At 72.5% G+C, this 18,446-nt stretch carries 13 protein-coding genes; 3 read left to right on the forward strand and 10 right to left on the reverse strand.

Annotated elements, in window-relative coordinates; all coding sequences use genetic code 11:
* Positions 1-181: 181 nt before the first annotated feature.
* From AB0E24_RS10760 to AB0E24_RS10800, 9 genes are all read right to left on the reverse strand, one after another.
* On the reverse strand, positions 182-736 hold the full coding sequence (locus AB0E24_RS10760) for a GNAT family N-acetyltransferase (RefSeq protein WP_069867022.1): 555 nt from the start codon (positions 734-736) through the stop codon (positions 182-184).
* Complete coding sequence (locus AB0E24_RS10765; RefSeq protein ID WP_069867023.1) at positions 729-1,472, reverse strand: 4'-phosphopantetheinyl transferase family protein; 744 nt, start codon at positions 1,470-1,472, stop codon at positions 729-731. Before AB0E24_RS10765 ends, AB0E24_RS10760 begins: the two co-directional genes overlap by 8 nt.
* A complete protein-coding gene (locus AB0E24_RS10770; protein WP_359376076.1) occupies positions 1,469-3,592 on the reverse strand; it encodes a S9 family peptidase in 2,124 nt (707 codons plus the stop codon). Before AB0E24_RS10770 ends, AB0E24_RS10765 begins: the two co-directional genes overlap by 4 nt.
* On the reverse strand, positions 3,589-4,929 hold the full coding sequence (locus AB0E24_RS10775) for a M20/M25/M40 family metallo-hydrolase (protein ID WP_069867025.1): 1,341 nt from the start codon (positions 4,927-4,929) through the stop codon (positions 3,589-3,591). The genes AB0E24_RS10770 and AB0E24_RS10775 overlap by 4 nt, the downstream gene beginning before the upstream one ends.
* Entirely contained in the window at positions 4,922-5,755 is an 834-nt protein-coding gene (locus tag AB0E24_RS10780) for a M55 family metallopeptidase (protein ID WP_079259403.1), read from the reverse strand. Before AB0E24_RS10780 ends, AB0E24_RS10775 begins: the two co-directional genes overlap by 8 nt.
* Before the next feature lie 137 nt (positions 5,756-5,892).
* On the reverse strand, positions 5,893-6,612 hold the full coding sequence (locus AB0E24_RS10785; protein WP_069867027.1) for a class I SAM-dependent methyltransferase: 720 nt from the start codon (positions 6,610-6,612) through the stop codon (positions 5,893-5,895).
* Positions 6,609-9,095: an ATP-binding SpoIIE family protein phosphatase gene (locus tag AB0E24_RS10790; RefSeq protein ID WP_359376079.1), complete on the reverse strand. Its 2,487-nt coding sequence runs from the start codon at positions 9,093-9,095 to the stop codon at positions 6,609-6,611. The genes AB0E24_RS10785 and AB0E24_RS10790 overlap by 4 nt, the downstream gene beginning before the upstream one ends.
* A gap of 169 nt (positions 9,096-9,264) precedes the next feature.
* The gene (locus AB0E24_RS10795; protein ID WP_435865262.1) at positions 9,265-11,814 is read right to left on the reverse strand and encodes an MFS transporter; all 2,550 of its coding nucleotides are present in this window, start codon (positions 11,812-11,814) and stop codon (positions 9,265-9,267) included.
* 208 nt (positions 11,815-12,022) lie between these two features.
* Complete coding sequence (locus AB0E24_RS10800) at positions 12,023-12,466, reverse strand: SRPBCC family protein (protein ID WP_069867029.1); 444 nt, start codon at positions 12,464-12,466, stop codon at positions 12,023-12,025.
* 158 nt (positions 12,467-12,624) lie between these two features.
* On the opposite strand from AB0E24_RS10800, the gene AB0E24_RS10805 reads away from it, so the two are divergent.
* Complete coding sequence (locus tag AB0E24_RS10805; RefSeq protein WP_359376082.1) at positions 12,625-13,659, forward strand: Rv2578c family radical SAM protein; 1,035 nt, start codon at positions 12,625-12,627, stop codon at positions 13,657-13,659.
* Between the two features lie 147 nt (positions 13,660-13,806).
* Here the strand turns inward: AB0E24_RS10805 and AB0E24_RS10810 are convergent, their stop codons facing one another.
* Complete coding sequence (locus AB0E24_RS10810; protein ID WP_069867031.1) at positions 13,807-14,478, reverse strand: HEAT repeat domain-containing protein; 672 nt, start codon at positions 14,476-14,478, stop codon at positions 13,807-13,809.
* Between the two features lie 397 nt (positions 14,479-14,875).
* Between AB0E24_RS10810 and AB0E24_RS10815 the strand changes: the two genes are divergently transcribed.
* Positions 14,876-16,714, forward strand: coding sequence for a 3-hydroxyacyl-CoA dehydrogenase family protein (locus tag AB0E24_RS10815; RefSeq protein WP_359376084.1), 1,839 nt, complete (start codon positions 14,876-14,878; stop codon positions 16,712-16,714).
* Positions 16,715-16,829: 115 nt separating this feature from the next.
* Entirely contained in the window at positions 16,830-17,654 is an 825-nt protein-coding gene (locus AB0E24_RS10820; RefSeq protein WP_069867033.1) for a TetR family transcriptional regulator, read from the forward strand.
* Positions 17,655-18,446 lie beyond the last annotated feature (792 nt).

Raw genomic sequence — 18,446 nt, forward strand, 5'->3', positions numbered from 1 at the left:
GCCTTGGGTCACCTCGGTGCGGCGACCGTCCGATGACCATGGAACAACGCCGATGGGCCCGCTGAACAGAGCCGCTTCGGACCGATCATGGTGACCCGTCAGCCAGGACCGGCAACAGTCCAGGACCGGCCCCCGGCCAGGACCGCCGTCGGTCAGAACCACCACCGACCACGGCCACCGTTCAGCCGGCACCGGTCCGCTGGTCCAGCATGTCGCTGGTCATGGCCCAGCGCTCATGGTCGCGCCAGGCGCCCTCGATATAGAGGAAGTCAGGGGAGAACCCCTCCAGCCGGAAGCCATGTCGCTTCACCAGCCCGATCGACGCCTTGTTGCCGGGCTGGATGTTGACCTCGACGCGGTGCAGCCCCAGCGGCCCGAAGGCATGGCGCAGTACGAGCCCGAGCCCCTCGGACATATAGCCCTGTCCGGCGGCGGGCGGAAAGGCGCCGTAGCCGATCGAGCCGCACTGGAAGGCGCCGCGCACAATGTTGTTGATGTTGATGAACCCGGCGATGTCACCCGTCTCCCGGACACAGACGAGAAAGCCTTCGCGGTCCTCGCGCTCCAGCTGGCCGATGTAGTGCAGATAGGCCCGCTCAGTGGTGGGAAGGGTGAGCCAGGGGCGGTGGAACGCCGCGCTCTCCCGGGCGAGCCTGACGAACTCCGCACCGTCCTCGCGGGTGGTGCGGCGGATGGCCGCCCGGGTTCCCTGGGTGACATACCGGACGTCAGGCATGCGGCAATGATGACAGCAGCGCCATGGCCGCCGCATAGCCGGAGCCGCCCGGTATGGCCCCGTCCACGGGGATGTCGGTCATCTCCCACGGGCCGACCGGCACGGGGGAGAGCCCGGTGCCCACATAGTTGACCGCCGGGTCCCGGGAGAGTCCGGTGCCCAGGCCCTTGAGATACGCCTCCTTGCGGGTCCAGCAGCGGGCGAAGGCGGCGGACCGGCCGGCCGGTGCCAGCGCGTCCAGCTCGGCGCGCTCCTTCGGGTGCAGGCTCTCGGCGACCTGGTCGACCACCGACGCGGGCTGGAGCTTCTCCACGTCCACGCCGACCGGGGTGCCCGCGAAGGCGAAGAGCACCAGATCACCGGCGTGCGACATATTGAAGTGCAGGGGGGTGCCGGACACGGCGGGGCGGCCATGCGGACCGCCGCAGCCGGGGCACGCCTCGCGGGTGAAGGGCACATCGGCCGGGGAGATGCCCAGATAGGCGCCGAGCAGCTCCCGCAGCCCCAGATGGGCCGCCGTATAGCGCTCGCGGTCCTCCGCCCGCAGGAACTTCCCGGCCCGCTCCCGCTCCTCGGCGTCCAGGATCGTGCCGGGCGCGCCCGCGTCCATGGCCGCGGTGTACCGGGAGACGCTGAGCAGCCAGGTCTCGGGCTCGCCGCCCTGCGGCCAGCCATCGGCGACGGCGGCGGGCAGCGGCTCGCGGCCGACGATGCGCGGGGCCGGTGAGGTGGTCAACTCGCTCCTCCAGTGGAGTTCGGGACCGCTGATTTCAGCAGCTCCAGGGTAGGCACATCGGATCTGATCAGCCCGAAGGTCTGGATGTACAGCGACAATTCGGCCTCCAAGGCGCGGATCATCGTATCGGCGCGGCGGAAGCCATGGCCCTCGCCTTCGAAGGTGAGGTACGCATGCGGAACGCCGCGCCCGGAGACCGCCTCCAGGAACCGCTCGCACTGCTCGGGCGGGCAGATGGTGTCGTCCAGCCCCTGGAGCAGCACAAAGGGCGAGCCGACGCGGTCGGCCCGGTGGAGCGGGGAGCGCTCGCGGTAGCGGTCGGCCACCTCCGCGAACGGGCCGACCAGCGATTCGGTGTAGCGCGACTCGAAGTCATGGGTGCCCCCGGCGGCCCAGGAGACCAGGTCGAGGATGGGGTAGCTGACGGTGGCGCAGGCGTAGAGATCGGTGGCGGTGAGGGAGGCCGCCGCCGTCCAGCCGCCCGCGCTGCCGCCGCGGATCGCGAGCCGGGCGCGGTCGGCGATGCCCTCGTCGGCGAGCGCATCGGCGACGGCGGCGCAGTCCTCGACGTCGACCACGCCCCACCGCTCGCGCAGCCGCTCGCGGTAGGCGCGGCCGTAACCCGTGGAGCCCCCGTAGTTGACCTCGGCTACGCCGATGCCGCGTGAGGTGAAATAGGCGATCTCCAGGTCGAGCACGAGCGGGGCGCGGCCGGTGGGCCCGCCGTGGGCCCAGATCACATACGGCGGAAGCTCACCGTCCGGTGCGGTGTGGCCGGGGTGGTGCGGTGGATAGAGCTGGGCGTGGATCTCCCGGCCGTCCGGTCCGGTGAAGGTGCGGGCCAGCGGCCGGGGGTAGTAGGCGGGCTCCACGGCGTCGGCGTGGGCGCTGCCGATGACCCGGGAGCGGCCGGTGCAGACATCCAGCTCCACCACCTCATGGCCGCTGTACGGGCTCGCCGCGACGCCGACCACGCGGGTGCCGTTCACCGCCAGCGCCGGCTCCCATTCGGTCCATGGGCCCGGCACATCGGCGAGCTCGCCGGTCCGTGGGTCGAGGACGCCGAGGACCGGCGCGCCCCGGCCGTGCAGCACCGCGATCAGACCGCCGGCCAGCGGGGCGAACCAGCGGTGGCCCAGCTTCCACAGCGGCCCGGCGAACTCCTCCTCACGGGGGCACAGCTCCACCGGCCGCCCGCCCAGGGCCTCTTCCCGCCCACCGGCCGCCTCCGCCGGGGGCTCGGGGCGGTGCGGCTCGGGTCGGTGCGGCTCCAGAACGTGCGGCTCCAGACGGTGCAGATTCCACCAGCCGGTGCGGTCGGTGGCCACGAGCAGCGCACCGTCCTCGGCCCACTCGATCTGGGCGACCGACTCCTCCGGCCCGCCCAGCACCGCCCGTGCGCCGCCGAAGGAGCCGTCCTCCGCGACATCGGCCAGCATCACCTCCGTGCCGTCCCAGGGCATCCGGGGGTGGTCCCAGACGATCCAGGCGGCCCGCCGGCCGTCGGGCGAGAGCCGGGGCCCGGTGACGAAGCGATGCCGGTCGTCGGTCAGCTCGCGCACCGCCGCGCGGTCCCCGGCGGCCGAACCGTCCAGTGGCACGGCGGCGATCACCCGCCGCACATCCGTCGGCCCGGGGCCGGTGAACTCCTCCAGCACACACCACACTTCGCCGCGCTCCGGGTGAAGCACCGGATCCGCCCAGCGCAGCCCCTCCCCCACCGCCGACAGCGGGGTCAGCGGGCGCGGCGCGCCCCCGCCCGGGGCGTCCGGCTCATGGATGTACAACCGCTGGTCGGCGAAGTGGACGAACACCACCAGCGGGCCGGAGCGCACGCGGTCCACCGCGGCCCAGGGCATTCCGCCGTACCCCATCACCTTGCTGCGCACATTCCACGGCGGGGCCAGCACCGGGACCTCCGCGCCGTCGATCCGCCGCCGGATCAGGGCGCGGCGGCCGCCCTCGCCTGGGCGTGGCGCGGTCCACCACACCTCCTCGCCGACCGTGCCCACATACTCCGGATGGCCGTCGTGCGAGGCGACGAGCGCGGCGTCGACCGGGGAGGGCCAGGCTCCGTAGGGGGCCGTGACAACCGTCTGCTGCTGCACCGTGATCCTCACGCCCTCTGTAGGAAGTGGTCGAGCACCCGGACGCCGAAGTGCAGGGCTTCCACCGGCACCCGCTCGTCCACGGCGTGGTAGAGCGCCTGGTAGTCGAAGCCCTCGGGCAGCCGCAGCGGCGAGAAGCCGTATCCGGCGATGCCCAGCCGGGAGAACTGCTTGGCGTCGGTGCCGCCCGACATGCAGTACGGCACGGCGCGGGCGCCCGGGTCGAAGTGCTCGACGGCGGCGCGCATCGCCCGGTACGTGGGGGTGTCCATCGGCGCCTCCAGCGGGGGCTCCCGGTGGTGGAACTCCCACTCCACATCCGGTCCGGTGAGCCGGTCGAGGGTGTCGTGGAACTCCTCCTCGCCGCCGGGGAGCAGCCGCCCGTCCACATAGGCGGTGGCGCTTCCCGGGATCACATTGACCTTGTAACCGGCCTCCAGCACCGTGGGGTTGGCGCTGTTGCGCACAGTGGGCTCGATCAGGGCGGCGGCGGGCCCCAGCTTGGCCAGCAGGGCGTCGACATCGAAGCCCGGGGCGTCCACATCGGCGGTGACGCCCTGGAGCTCGGCCAGTTCGGTGAGCGCGGCCTTCACCGTGGGCGTCAGCCGGACCGGCCAGCGGTGCTCACCGATCCGGGCGACGGCGGCGGCCAGGCGGCTGACCGCGTTGTCCCGGTTGACCTTGGAGCCGTGTCCGGCGCGGCCGTGTGCGGTGAGCTTCAGCCAGGCCGTGCCGCGCTCCCCCGACGCGATGGGGTAGATCCGCATACCGGGCCCGGCGTGGAAGGTGAAGGCCCCCGACTCGCTGATGCCCTCGGTGCAGCCCTCGAAGAGCTCGGCGTGGCTCTCGGCGAGGAAGCCCGAGCCCCAGGCGGCGCTGTCCTCCTCATCGGCGGTGAAGGCCAGCACGATGTCCCGGCGCGGCCGCACGCCCGCCCGCGCCCAGGCCCGGACGACCGCGAGCACCATCGCGTCCATGTTCTTCATGTCGATGGCGCCCCGGCCCCAGACGACCCCGTCGCGCACCTCCCCGGAGAAGGGGTGCACGGTCCAGTCGGCGGGCTCGGCGGGCACCACGTCCAGATGGCCGTGGACCAGCAGCGCGGGCGCGGAGGGATCGGTGCCCTCGATGCGGGCCACCACATTGGTGCGCCCCGGCGACCGCTCCAGCAGGGTGGGCTCGATCTCCACATCACCGAGCATCTCGGCCACATACTCGGCGGCCGCGCGCTCCGAGCCGTCACCGCCGCCGCGGTTGGTGGTGTCGATCCTGATCAGGTCTGAGGTGAACCGCACCACCTCATCCAGCGCCTGGGCGTCGATCGCCTCGGGACGGTCCGTGTCAGCCATATTGCTCCTCCACCGCGGCCGAGACGACCGTCGTGACGGCCTTGAAGCAGCGGATCCCCTCGTACATGGTCGGTGAGGTGTACGCGACGCGGCGCTCGCCGCTGCGCTCGACGCCCGGCACGACGCTCGCCGCCCCCACCAGATGCTCGGCGTCGAATTCCAGCTCCACGGTGAACGGCCCGCCGCGGGCGGGCTCATGGCGCACCGCCAGCACCGCCGCCTCCCGCGCGGCCGCCCGGATGTCCGCGGCCGTGCGGGCGGGGGTGCGGCACACCGCCGCATAGCGCGAGACATAGTCCTTGACCGCGACCGAACGGGCCTGGGGCGCATAGTCCCCGGCGTCCTCGCAGGTCTTGTCGTCGCCGGTCACCAGCACCACCGGCACTCCGTACTCGGCGGCCACCAGGGTGTTGAGCCGGCCTTCGCTCGCCCGCGCGCCGTTCACCCACACTCCCGTGATGGAGTTGGCGAGGTAGGTGTGGGCGAGGACGCCCTCGGTGCCCGCGCCGGTGTGATAGCCGACGAACGCCATACCGTCCACATCACCGTGCTGCACGCCCTCGACCATGCTCAGGCTCTTGTGCCGGCCGGTGAGCATCTGGGCGCGATCGTCCAGCTCCTCCAGCAGCAGATTGCGCATGCTCCAATGCGCCTCGTTGATGAGCACCTCGTCCGCACCGCCTTCGAGGAACCCCGCGACGGCCGCGCTCACATCGGAGGTGAACAGACGGCGGCAGCGCTCCCACTGCGGGGTGCCGGGCAGCACATCGGCCGGCCAGGTCACGCCGGTGGCGCCCTCCATGTCGGCGCTGATGAGGATCTTCATGCCTCGTCACGTTACGCGCCGCGCCGGACCCGAACCACCCCTGTGGATAACTGGTCCAGTCCACCGTCGCGCCGGGCCCGCGCCCGCCCCGTCCGGCGGGTGTCGACCGCGCCCGAACCGCCCCGGGACCAGCGGTCCTACGCCCGCGACACCACGAACCAGCGAGCCGGCAGCTCGACCCGTGAACCGTCCGGCCACTGCTCCGTTTGGGCCAGCGCCGTCGGGCCCTCGGCCAGGATCTCGAGACCGGCCTCCGCCAGCACCTCCGGAACCTCCTTGTCCGCCGCGTCGGCCGGCCGCAGCCCGTGGTCGAAGACCCGGCGCAGCTTCGCCGGCGGACCTCCCGGGCCCGCCGCCAGCTCCGCCAGCACGGCCTTGGACTCCGCCGTCAGCTCCGCGACGAACCCCCGCCCGCGCCGCCCCAGCAGCGTGGCCACCGCCTCCGCGACCGGACGCCGGTCGGCGGCGTCGCTCTGGTGGATGACGGCGCGCATATACACATTGGTGTCGCCGAGCCGCCGGGCCAGCTCCGCCACCCCGGCCGCGTCCGTCAGGTTCAGCTGCCGGTACTCCGCCGCGCCCGCCGGGTCGGCGCGCCGTGCGTGCTCCACCGCCCCGAGGGACAGATCGACGCCCACCGCCCGTCCGAAGCGGGAGGCCAGATAGCGGGTCTGGGTGCCGTTGCCGCAGCCCAGGTCGACGATCGGCAGCGAGAGGTCGGCGTGCGGCGCCAGCAGGTCCAGATGCGGGGCGGCGCTCAGCGAGGGGTCCGCGTCCCAGATGGCCTCCCCCGGGGCGTCCGAGGTCTCCCGCCAGTAGCTCTCCCATGCCTGCTGGTAGCGCTCCGAGACGCTCATCGCCGCTCCCCTGGGTGTGCCAACGCCTGCTCGAACCAGACCGTTTTACCGCGCCCCGTGCGGCTCGTACCCCACTCGCGTGCCAGTTCGCTGATCACCCGCAGCCCGCGTCCGCTCTCGTCCTCACCGTCCGCGCCCAGCAGCGTCGGCAGTTCGTGGTCGTCGTCGGTGACCTCGCACAGCAGGGCGTCGGTGCGGACCAGCCGCAGCCGCACATGGTGGGTGTGGGCGTGCCGTATCGCGTTGGTCACCGCCTCGCTCACCAGAAGCTGGGCGGTCTCCACGGACTCCGGCAGCCCCCAGCTGAGCAGCCGCTCGCGGACGAGCCGGCGCGCCCGCCCGACCTCGCTGGGGTCCAGCGCGAGCCGCCACTGGGCGACATCACCGGCCGGTATGCCGTTCAGCCGGGCCATCAGCAGCGCCACGTCGTCCTTACGGCCGCCACGGCCGTCCTTGTCCCGGGAGGCGGCGGCCAGCGCCCGGATGATGGTGTCGCACGCGTCGTCCATGGACGCCGCCGGATGCGCCGCGGACTCGCACAGCGCGGCGATCCCGGCGCCGATGTCCTGGCCGCGCACCTCGACCAGGCCGTCCGTGCACAGCACCAGCCGGTCACCGGGCGCCACCCGCACCGTCACGGCCTCGAAGGGCACCCCGCCGACACCGATCGGGGCGCCGGTCGGCAGGTCCAGCAGTTCGCTGCGGCCGTCCTGGGCCCGTACCAGCACGGGCGGGATATGGCCCGCGTTGGCGAGCACCAGCTCGGAGCGGACGGGGTCGTAGACGGCGTACAGACAGGTGGCCAGATAGTGCTCACCGAGCCGCTGGGCCAGATCGTCGAGGTTGCGCAGCAGCTGGGCGGGCGGCAGGTCGAGCGCGGCCATGGTCTGTACGGCGGTGCGCAGCTGGCCCATCATCGCCGCCGCGGTGAGCCCGTGCCCCATGACGTCGCCGACCACCAGCGCGGTGCGCGACCCGGGCAGCTTGATGGTGTCGAACCAGTCGCCGCCGACCCGGCCGAGCCGGGTCCCGGGCAGATAGCGGGTGGCGGTGTCGCAGCCCGCCATGCGCGGGGTCACCTGGGGCAGCATGCTGTCCTGGAGCGTCTCGGCGACGCTCTCCTGGTAGGCGTACATACGCGCGTTGTCCAGGACGAGCCCGGCGCGGGCGGCCAGTTCGGCGCCGGTCGTGCGGTCCATCTCGTCGAACGGCTCACGCCCGGGGCGCCGCAGCAGCACCATGAAGCCCAGGACCACATCGCGCGCCTTGAGCGGCACGATCAGGATCGACCGCCCGTTGATCAGGGGCCTGAGGTCGCGCTTCTCGAACTGCCCGGCGATCCGGTCGCCCATCTCATCGCTGAGGTGCGGGATCAGCACCGGCTCACCCGTGACCATGCACCGGAAGAACGGGGTGTGCTCGGGAAACGCCATGCTCTCCCCGACCGGCACGGTGTCGTCCCAGCGGCCCGGTTCGTCGTTGTGCTCGACCCAGACGCGGTGCCAGACGGTGGTGACGTCGGGCGGGCCGTCGGGGAAGCCCTCGCCCGCCAGGACCTGGGCGCGCAGATGGGTACCGGCGAAGTCCGCGAAGCGCGGCACGGCGGCGCTGGTCACCTCGCGGATGGTGCGGGTGAGGTCCAGGGAGGTGCCGATGCGCCCGCTGACCTCGTTGAGGAACTCCAGCCGCTCACGGACCGCCGCGTACTCCAGGTCCACATCGCCGGGGTCCGGCCACCGCTCGGGGGCGTGCGCCCCATCGTGTGCGCCGTCCACCGTGACCGCGCTCCGCCGTACGGCGTCCTGGCGCGCCCGGCGCTCGCGGTAGCGGGGCATCCCCCAGTCCGGCGTGACCGGGACGCGCTCGTGGTGGCTGATCTCCAGCACCGGATAGCCCAGGTCGAGCACCTGGGCGACGATCCGGCCGGCCGTGGCCGGGCCCATGTTGGGCAGGAGGTCCGGCAGTCGGCCGGCCAGCCGCTCGGCGCCGGGGAACTCGGTGTGCAGCGCGAACCCGGGCGCGATCCGCTCGTCCCGCCCCAGCGCGTCCCCGCCCACCCCCTTGGCGTCCGCCGACAGCACCAGCAGCCGCTCCGGCCCGGGGCCCACCAGCGGATACGCCCACCACACCACGTCCACCTGGCCATGCGCCGGGTCCGCCATACGGGCCCGTCCCGCGGTGCGGTAGTACACGGGGCCGAGCAGCGAGTCGTCGAGCTCCGGCCTGCCCGACGCGTCGGTGCGCACCTCCGCGCCGCGTAACGCCCCCGAGACCGGCATCAGGTCGACGGCGGGACGGCCGACGGCCTGGCCGCGAGTGGGCCCGAAGAGCCTGTGCGCCCCCGAACTCCAGTGCGTGACACGCCCCTCGGCGTCGATGACGACCACCGCGAGCGGCATCCTCCCGTGGACACCCCCGCGCTGCTCCGGCACCGCCGGCGGCTCGCCCAGGCCGTCGTCGCGGCGCGACGTGCCGTACTCCATAGGCGGAAGACTCCTTCGCACGCAAGATCCGCGACAGCAGCTACCAACGGTACGGCTGTCGCGGGCGCCCGTGGGAGCCAATACCCGAATAGGTGTCATGTGCGGGGACGTGCGAGGGAGCCCCCGCCGGGAGGCGCTTTCGCGCACCTCCCGGCGGGGATGGCAGGCTCTAGTCCTCGTAGCCCAGTTGGAGATCGCGCTCGGTACGGCCGCCGCCCGCGACCTGGAGGACCGTCGCCACCGGCGGGTAGCCGGCCGCGATGACCGTGTACTCGCCCGCCGACAGATCGATGAACCGGAACGCGCCCTCCGGGCCCGTGGTCGCGGTGTCGACCACATTGCCCGCCGCGTCCAGCAGCGTGACCCTGGCGTCCTCCACCACCCGGCCCCCGGTGGCCCTGACGACCCCGCGCAGCACCGCGCCACCGGCCAGTTCGATGTCCTGCCGGGTCTCGCGGGCGGCCTGGACGGTGATGGGGAGGGCGGCGGGGCGGAACGCGGGGGCGCTGGCGGCCAGGGTGTACTCACCCGCCACCAACTCGTCCATCACATAACCCCCTTCACGGCCGCTGCGAGTGGCCGCCACGACCTCGCCGCGCACATCGGTCAGGGTGACGGTCGCCTCCCTTACGGGCGTGCCGTCCGCCGTAAGGACGGCACCGGCGAGCCGCCCCGCGCCGCCGAGGACCACGTCCAGCTCGACCGGGCGCTCCCCGACGGTGACGCTGACCGCCCTCGGCTGATGGCCGCCGGCCGCCGCGATCAGGACGTACGACCCGGCGCCCGGCGTGCTCAGCGCATAGCGCCCGTCCTCCCCGGTGGCACCGCGCCCGATCTGACGTCCGCCGACGTCGATGAGGGTCAACGCGGCCCGTGGTACCGAGGTGCCGTCGTGGTGCTGGACCGTGCCGCAGACCGGGACGCCCGCGGTGGGCGGCGGCGCGGCGGCGGCCGCCCCGGCGTGCCGGGGCCCGGTGCCCATGCGCGCGGCAGGCACCACGGGGTCTCGCAGATCTTGCGGGTCTTGCTGGACGGCATAGTCGGTGTGGGACACCAGAGGTTTCTCCTTCAGGAGGAAGGCGAGCAGGAAGCCCAGGACGAGCACCGGCACGAGATAGAGGAAGATCCGCGGCATGGCGTGGGCGTACGCCGCGATGTAGCCGTCGCGCAGGGGGCCCGGCATCGCGTGCACCATCTGCGGGGTGACCGAGTCGGGGTCGGGCGGACCGGACCCGCCTCCGCCGCGCCCGTACGCCGGCCCGGAGGGCAGATCGACCTTGAGGCGGTCGGCGAGCCGGTTGGCGAAGAGGGTGCCGAAGACGGCCGCGCCGACGCTGCCGCCGATCTGCCGGAAGTAGTTGTTGGCACTGGTGGCGGAGCCGAGGTCGGCGGCGGGCACGGAGTTCTGCACGGCGAGGACGAGCACCGGCAGGACGAGCCCGATGCCGAGCCCGAGGACGCCCATCCACAGGCTGTAGTCCTGGCGGGAGGTGTCCTCCTCCAGCCGGGAGAGCAGCCACATACCGGCGATGGAGATCAGCCCGCCGGTGACGGGGAAGACCTTGTAGCGGCCGGTGGCGCTGATCAGCTGGCCGGAGAGGATGGAGGCCAGCACCATGCCGCCCATCATGGGCACCATCAGCAGCCCCGACTCGGTGGCCGAGACGCCGTCGACCATCTGGAGGAAGGTCGGCAGATAGCTGGCGGCGCCGAAGAGGGCGATGCCGACGACGGCGCCGATCAGCCCGCTGACGCAGAAGACCGAATCGCGGAACAGCCGCATGGGGATGATCGGTTCGGGGACGACGGACTCCACGACGACGAAGAGGATGGCCGAACCCGCCGCACCCAGCGCGAGCCCGAGGATGACGCGGGAGCCCCACGCGTACTCCGTGCCGCCCCAACTCGTCAGCAGCACCGCGCAGGTGGAGAACAGCGACAGGAACAGCGCGCCCAGATAGTCGAAGCGCGCCCGCCGCGGCGGCTCCGGCACCTTGAGGACGGCGGCCACGACGGCGAGGGTGACCAGCCCGAGGGGCACGTTGACGTAGAAGCACCAGCGCCAGGAGGCGTGGTCGGTGAAGAATCCGCCGAGCAGCGGCCCGGCCACCGAGGCGAGGCCGAACGCGGCGCCGATGAGCCCCATATACCGGCCGCGCTCCCTGGGGGGAACAATATCGGCCATGATCGCTTGGACGCCGATCATGAGACCACCGGCGCCCACGCCCTGTACCGCCCGGAATGCGATGAGCTCGTCCATTGTGCGTGACCAGCCCGCGAGCGCGGATCCGGCGACGAAGACGACGATCGCGAAGACGAAGACGCTCTTACGGCCGATGAGGTCGCCCAGCTTGCCGTAGAGCGGCAGCACGATGGTGACCGCGAGGAGGTAGGAGGTGACGGTCCAGGACATCTTGTCCAGACCGTGGAGTTCACCGACCACCTCGGGGAGGGCGGTGGCGACGATGGTCTGATCGAGGGCCGCGAGCAGCAGCGCGAGCATCAGCCCGAAGAAGACCGTCCGCACCCGGGCCGGGCTGAGCGGGACCGGCGCCGGTGCGGCACCGTCAGCCGCCAGGGGCGCACCCGCCCCGGCGCCCCCGGCTCCGTCGGTCCCGCCGTCGGTGGCGTGGGCGGGAGGGCCCGCCGGTTCGTACCCCCCGCGCCGCTCGCGGCTCTCCCGCCGCTTCGGCACGGTGGCCCCGGTGGTGCCGCCCACGTCCTTCTCCCCTCGTCACACCTGCGCCGCCCATTTCTCGCATCACGCGCAACCAGGGGCAAACAGCGACGAATCGCCGACGAGGGGCCGCCAACGGCATTACCCCCGGTGAGAGTGTGTACGGGGGTATGCCGGACCGCGGAGAAAACCACCCGAACCGGTGAGTGCGACCTTCGGTCCGGGGGACGGGATCAGGACGCCTTGCGCACTACTGGGCGGTCTCGGCGTCGAGCTTGGCCAGCAGCTCGTCGTAGATCCGGGCCAGCCCCTTGGGGGCGAAGGTCCGCTCGAAGAAGCCGCCGATACCGGTCGCACCGGTCCACGTCGAGGTGACGACGACCCGCGACTTCCCCTCGCCCGCCGGGGTGACGGTCCAGGTGGTGACCATGGAGGAGTTGCGGTCCTTCTCGATCAGCTGGCCGTCGGCCGGCTCGGAGACCTCCAGCAGACAGTCGCGCACCCGCTTGCTGGTGGCCTGGAGCTTCCAGTGCACGACGGTGCCCTCACCGTCGCCGCCCTCGCGCACCTCGTACTCGCTGAACTGCTGCGGAAGCAGCCGGGGGCGGGTCTCGCGGTAATCGGCGAGCGCGTCGAACACATCCTCGGGCTTACCCGTGACGATCCGCTCCGTGGTGGCCTCGACCTGCCCCATCGCATTTCCTTCCGCACTCGAGGTGGCGCCATGAGCCGCGACGCCCTGACAGGCGCAAGCCAACCACCTCAGCGGCACCCGCCCAAATCCAGGGTTGACGAAAACCAATCAAACATGTGTTCTATTGTGGTAACGAGCGAGACCCGGAGGTGCCTGCGATGCGCTGGGACAATCTGACCCGAGACGACAAGGCGGCCACCCCGGCCCTCTTCGCCGCCGACGCGGTGACCACCCGTACCTTCGACACCCCGGAGTTCCGCGGGATCACCTTCCATGAGATCCGCGCGCGCTCGATCGTCAACCGGGTGCCCGGGGCCTCCCGGATGCCCTTCGAATGGACGGTGAACCCGTACCGCGGCTGCACCCACGCCTGCGTCTACTGCTTCGCGCGCAAGACGCACAGCTATCTCGACCTGGACACCGGCCTCGGCTTCGACTCCCAGATCGTGGTGAAGATCAACGCGCCGGAGCTGCTCCGCCGCGAGCTGGCCTCCCGCCGCTGGACCGGTGAGCACATCGCCATGGGGACCAACGTGGACTGCTATCAGCGCGCCGAGGGCCGGTACCAGCTGATGCCCGGCATCCTCACGGCGCTCGCGGAGCGCGCCAACCCCTTCTCGATCCTCACCAAGGGCACCCTGATCCTGCGCGATCTGGAGCTGCTGCGGCGGGCCTCGCGCGTCACCGACATCGGCGTATCCGTCTCGGTCGGCTTCACCGACGGCGAGCTGTGGCGCACCGTCGAACCGGGCACGCCCTCGCCCGAGCGGCGCCTGGACGTCGTACGGACGCTGTCCGCCCACGGGATCCCGTGCGGGGTGCTGATGGCCCCGGTGATCCCCTTCCTCAGCGACTCCCCCGAGCAGTTGCGGGCCACCGTAAGGGCGATCGCGGAGGCCGGGGCCACCTCCGTGACCCCGCTGGTGCTCCATCTGCGCCCGGGGGCGCGTGAGTGGTTCACCACCTGGCTCACCCACCACCACCCCCGGCTGCCGCGGCGGTACGACGCGCTGTACGAGGGCGGCTCCTACGCCCCGAAGTGGTACCAGCGGCGGATCACCGGGATGGTCCATGACTTCGCCGCCGAGTACGGCATCGGGCCGTACGCGGCGGGCACCCACCGCAATGTGCCCGAGGAGCCCGACGCCCGGACCGACCCACCGCCACAGCCGGCCCAGCTGACGCTGCTGTGAGGAGGCGTGCGACCGCCGGCCCGGCTGCCCCTGCTGTGATCCGTCCCGGCTGACGCTGCCGTGAGCACGCCTGCCGGCGTCGGCCCGGCCGTCCCTGCCCCGAGGGCCCGCCCCCGGCGCCCCCGCTCCCCTCACCGCACGCGCGTCTCACCCACCCCCCACCTTCTCCGCCGCGCCGCCCTTGCCCGCCGGCTCCGGGGCGCCCCCGCCCGTGACGGCGCCCTCGCCGGTGATACGGGCGAGGGCGGCGGCGGCCGCCGCGCTGAGGCGTATGTGCTGGGCGGCGGTGGTCAGGGCCGGGATGGCGCGCTCGTCGCCGATCGCGCCCAGGCCCTCGACGCAGGCGCGGGCGATCGCCCAGTGCCGGTCGCGGGCCGCCAACTGCCGTTCCAGGGCGGCGACCAGGGACGGTACGGACTCCGGGGCCCGCAGCTCCACCAGCAGCCGGATGGGGTGCAGGGAGTACGCGGTGCGCAGCGGGTTCGTGGCCAGGGCGGCGGCGGCCCGTGCGGTGCGCGGATCGCCGAGGCGGGCCAGCACCCGGGCGGCGGTCGCACAGCGGGCCGGTTCGCGGTAGTTGAGCAACAGGACAAGGGTTTCGAAGGCCCGGCGGTCTCCGGCGCTGCCGAGCACGAAGGCGGCCGTCTCCCGCGCCCACAGCGGCTGCTCCGGCGCGACGAGGATGCGGGCGAGCTGTTCACGCGCGGCGGGGGTGCCCTGGCGCACGAGCGCGAGCAGCGAGGCATGGGCCGCGGTTTCCTGGGGGGTTGAGAGCGAGGCCCGTACCCGCTCCGTCAGCGTCCGGAATTCATCGTCCATACGAGGTCTCCCCTCCCCGGTGAGCCGCGCCCCGGCGCACGGCCTCACTATTGAGCTCTGGCATCTTGGTTACCCGCGAGTTAATATGGCGACACGAGCAGCACCCCTGCTCCGGCGGCCTGGTGACGCAGCCGCCTTGTGTGACGTCGGTTCGGCAGTTCCAGAACAGCGAGTACGGCATGGCCCCGGGACAGGGCCGGCCGCATGTCTCCCAGGGGCAGTCTCCTCCGTGCGGCGCTGTCCGTAAGGGAGCGTGCAAGCCCTTCCATCGGGGATTTGTGTCAGCCGCGTCAGCCCCCAGCGCATGTGTGGCGTGTACGGCGTCCGTGGCATGACACGAGCTCCCCTCAGTCGTCACTTCATCCCCGCATCCGGGGAACACCCTCTGGAGTCCGCGATGGACCGTCTCCCACACACCGGCGTCAGCACTACGTCCCCCTCTGATCTCTCCCCCTCCAAGGCCCCGCTCACTACTGTCGCCGTCGTCGGGCTCGGCACGATGGGCACCGGCATCGCCGAGATCCTGGCCCGGGCCGGCCGCGAGGTGATCGGTATCGACATCAGCGAAAGCGCCTGCCGCCGAGCCGTCACCGCGCTCGAGGTCGCCACCGCCCGCGCCGTGCACCGCGAGCGGATCGGCGAGCGCGAGCGCGCCGCGATCCTCGACCGCTTCCGTGTCTCCACCGATCTGCGTACCGCCGCCGGCGCCGAGCTGGTGATCGAGGTGGTGCCCGAGGACTACGACACCAAGCACGAGGTCTTCGCCGAGCTGGACACCGCCATCAGCCCCACCGCGATCCTCGCGACCGGCACCAACGCCCTGTCGGTGACCCGGCTGGCCGCCGAATCCGCCCATCCGGAGCGGGTCTTGGGCCTGCACTTCTTCAATCCGGCGCCCGCGATGAAGCTCGTCGAGATCGTCTCCAGCGTGCTGACCGCCCCCGCGGCCGTCGAGGCGGTCACGGCGCTCGCCCTCGATCTGGGCAAGGAGCCGGTGGCGCTCGGCGACCGGCCCGGGTTCGTCGCCGACGGGCTGCTGTTCGGCTATCTCAACCAGGCCGCCGCGATGTACGAGGCCAGGTACGCGGCGCGGGAGGACATCGACGCCGCGATGAAACTCGGCTGCGGGCTGCCGATGGGCCCGCTGGCCCTGCTGGACCTGATCGGCGTCGACACCGCCCGGACCGTCCTGGAGGCCATGTACGCCGCCTCCGGCGACCGGCTGCACGCGCCCGCGCCCATCCTGGGGCAGCTCTCCCAGGCCGGTCTCACCGGCCGTAAGGCGGGCCGCGGCTTCTATACGTACGAGGCGCCGGGCAGTGGCACCGTCGTCCCGGACGCCGCGACGGCCGAGGGGCGGCACTCCGCGGAGGGCGCGCGCCCGGTGCGCACCGTCGGCGTCGCCGGGTCGGGCACGATGGCCGCCGGGATCGCCGAGGTCTTCACCAAGGCGGGCCTGGAGGTGGTGCTGGCCGGCCGGACCCTGGAGAAGGCCGCGGCGGCCAAGGCCCGCATAGGGAAATCCCTGGAACGTGCGGTGTCCAAGGGCCGGATGAGCGCTGAGGCCCGGGAGCGGGCGCTGGCGCGGATCACCCCGGCCGACACCCTCGACGCGTTCGCCGAGGTCGATCTTGCCGTGGAGGCGGTGGCCGAGGACCTGGCGGTCAAGCGGGATCTCTTCCGGGTGCTGGACAAGGTCTGCAAACCGGGTGCGGTGCTGGCCACGACCACCTCCTCGCTGCCGGTCATCGCCTGCGCACGGGCCACCTCCCGCCCGCAGGACGTGGTGGGTCTGCACTTCTTCAACCCGGCGCCCGCGATGAAGCTGGTCGAGGTGGTGCACACCGTGCTCACCGCGGACGATGTGCGCGCGACCGCGCACGCGGTGTGCGCGGCGGTGGGCAAACATCCGGTGGACTGCGGCGACCGGGCGGGGTTCATCGTGAACGCCCTGCTCTTCCCGTACCTCAACAACGCCGTGAAGATGGTCCAGGAGCACTACGCCACCCCGGACGACATCGACGCCGCGATGAAGCTGGGCGGCGGCTATCCCATGGGCCCCTTCGAACTGCTCGACGTCGTGGGGCTCGATGTGTCGCTGGCCATCGAGCGGGTGCTGCACCGGGAGTTCCGTGAACCGGGCCTGGCACCGGCGCCGCTGCTGGAGCATCTGGTGGCCGCGGGGTGCCTGGGGCGCAAGACCGGGCGCGGCTTCCGCGAGTATGCCAAAGCCTGAATACGTCACCGGGTGGGGCGGACTGGCTGAGTCCGGTTCCGGGTGGGGCGGACTGCTGGAACCTTCCGTCGGTCTGCCCCCGCACCGGCACTCACAAGCGTGTTACGTTCCCCACATGTCCCAGCCCGTGAAGGCCACGCGTACGGAGCGTACGAAGCGATCCCCCTCGTCCGGTGCCGGTGGGAGCGCGGGAAGTCGCCGCGCCGCGGCTCAGCGTCTGTCCATGCGCCGCAAACTCGCGGCCGCGGCGATGGAGTTGTTCGCGACGCAGGGGTACGAGGCGACGACCGTCGACGAGATCGCGGCCAGGGCGGGGGTGGCCCGGCGCACCTTCTTCCGGCACTTCCGCTCCAAGGAGGAGGCGATCTTCCCGGACCACGACGACACGCTGGTGCGGGCCGCCGAGGTGCTGGACGCGGCGCCTCCGCATGAGAACCCCCTGGACACCGTGTGCCGCGGGATCAAGGAGGTCATGCGGATGTACGCGTCCGCGCCGAGCGTCTCCGTGGAGCGCTACCAGCTGACCCGTGAGGTACCGGCCCTGCGGGAGCGGGAGATCGCCTCGGTGGCCCGCTACGAGCGGCTGTTCACCCGCTATCTGCTGGGCCACTTCGACGAGGGCGCCCACCACGACGGCGACGACGATCCGCTGCTGGCAGAGGTCGCCGCCTCGGCCGTGGTCACGGCCCACAACCATGTGCTGCGGCGCTGGCTGCGGGCGGGTGGCGAGGGCGATGTGGAGACCCAGCTGGACCACGCCTTCGCGATCGTCCGCGAAACCTTCGGGAACGGCATCGGGGGGCGGCCCACCGTGGCCGGCGGCCGCCCCGCGGCGACGGTGTCGGCGACGAAGGAGGACGAGGTCATGGTGATGGTCGCGCGCACGGACGCGCCGCTGACCGAGGTGATGCGGACGATCCGGGAAGCGCTCAAGCGGTAGCGCTGCCGCTGTGGGGGCCGGTCTGGGGCTGGTTTGGGGCTGGTTTGGGGCTGGTTTGGGCTCGCCTCCTGGCGCTGGTGGTCCCCTTCTTGGGCTGAGGTCGCCCACCTATGCGGGCGGTTCGGCACCGCCGGGCCTCGCCATCGGGCGACCCGCCGTCGCGGCGGGGAGAGGGGCCCGGCCGGGCCCCAGGGCCAGCACCGAGGTAGCCGCCTCGGCGCCGCCCCCGTCCGGGGCTCGCCTCTCGGGGCGGGTGGCCCGCGTCTTGGGCTGAGGTCGCCCACCTATGCGGGCCGTTCGGCACCGCCGGACTGCGCCGTCCAACGTCCCGCCGTCGCGGCGGAAAAAAGGGGGCCCAGCCTGGCCCCGGAAGCCAGCGCCCGGGGGCCACCTCGGCGCCGCTGGTTTGGGTTCGCCTCCCGGGGCGACTTGGGCTGAGGTCGTCCGCCCATGCGGGCGGCTCGGCACCGCCGGACTGCGCCGCCCAACGTCCCGCCGTCGCGGCGGAAAGAAGGGGCCCGGCCCCAGAGCCAGCGCCCAGGGGGCCACTCACCGCCCGCCCTGGGGGCGGTCGGCTTGCTCATGTGTGCAGCGGAGATGACAACTGAGGGAATTTGTTGGCACCCAGTGTCTTGCGAGGTGGCACAGCGTGCCATACCGTGAGGGTGTCCGGGCGGCCGGCGCGCTGCCAACCTCCGTGCGCCGGCTGTCCCCGCAAGCCGCTTCGCGCGCCCGGACAACGCCTGCGTCACCAGGCACCCGGCGCCACCCGCGCCATATCGAGCACCACCT

The sequence above is a fragment of the Streptomyces malaysiensis subsp. malaysiensis genome (assembly GCF_040653035.1).
Taxonomy (GTDB): domain Bacteria; phylum Actinomycetota; class Actinomycetes; order Streptomycetales; family Streptomycetaceae; genus Streptomyces; species Streptomyces malaysiensis.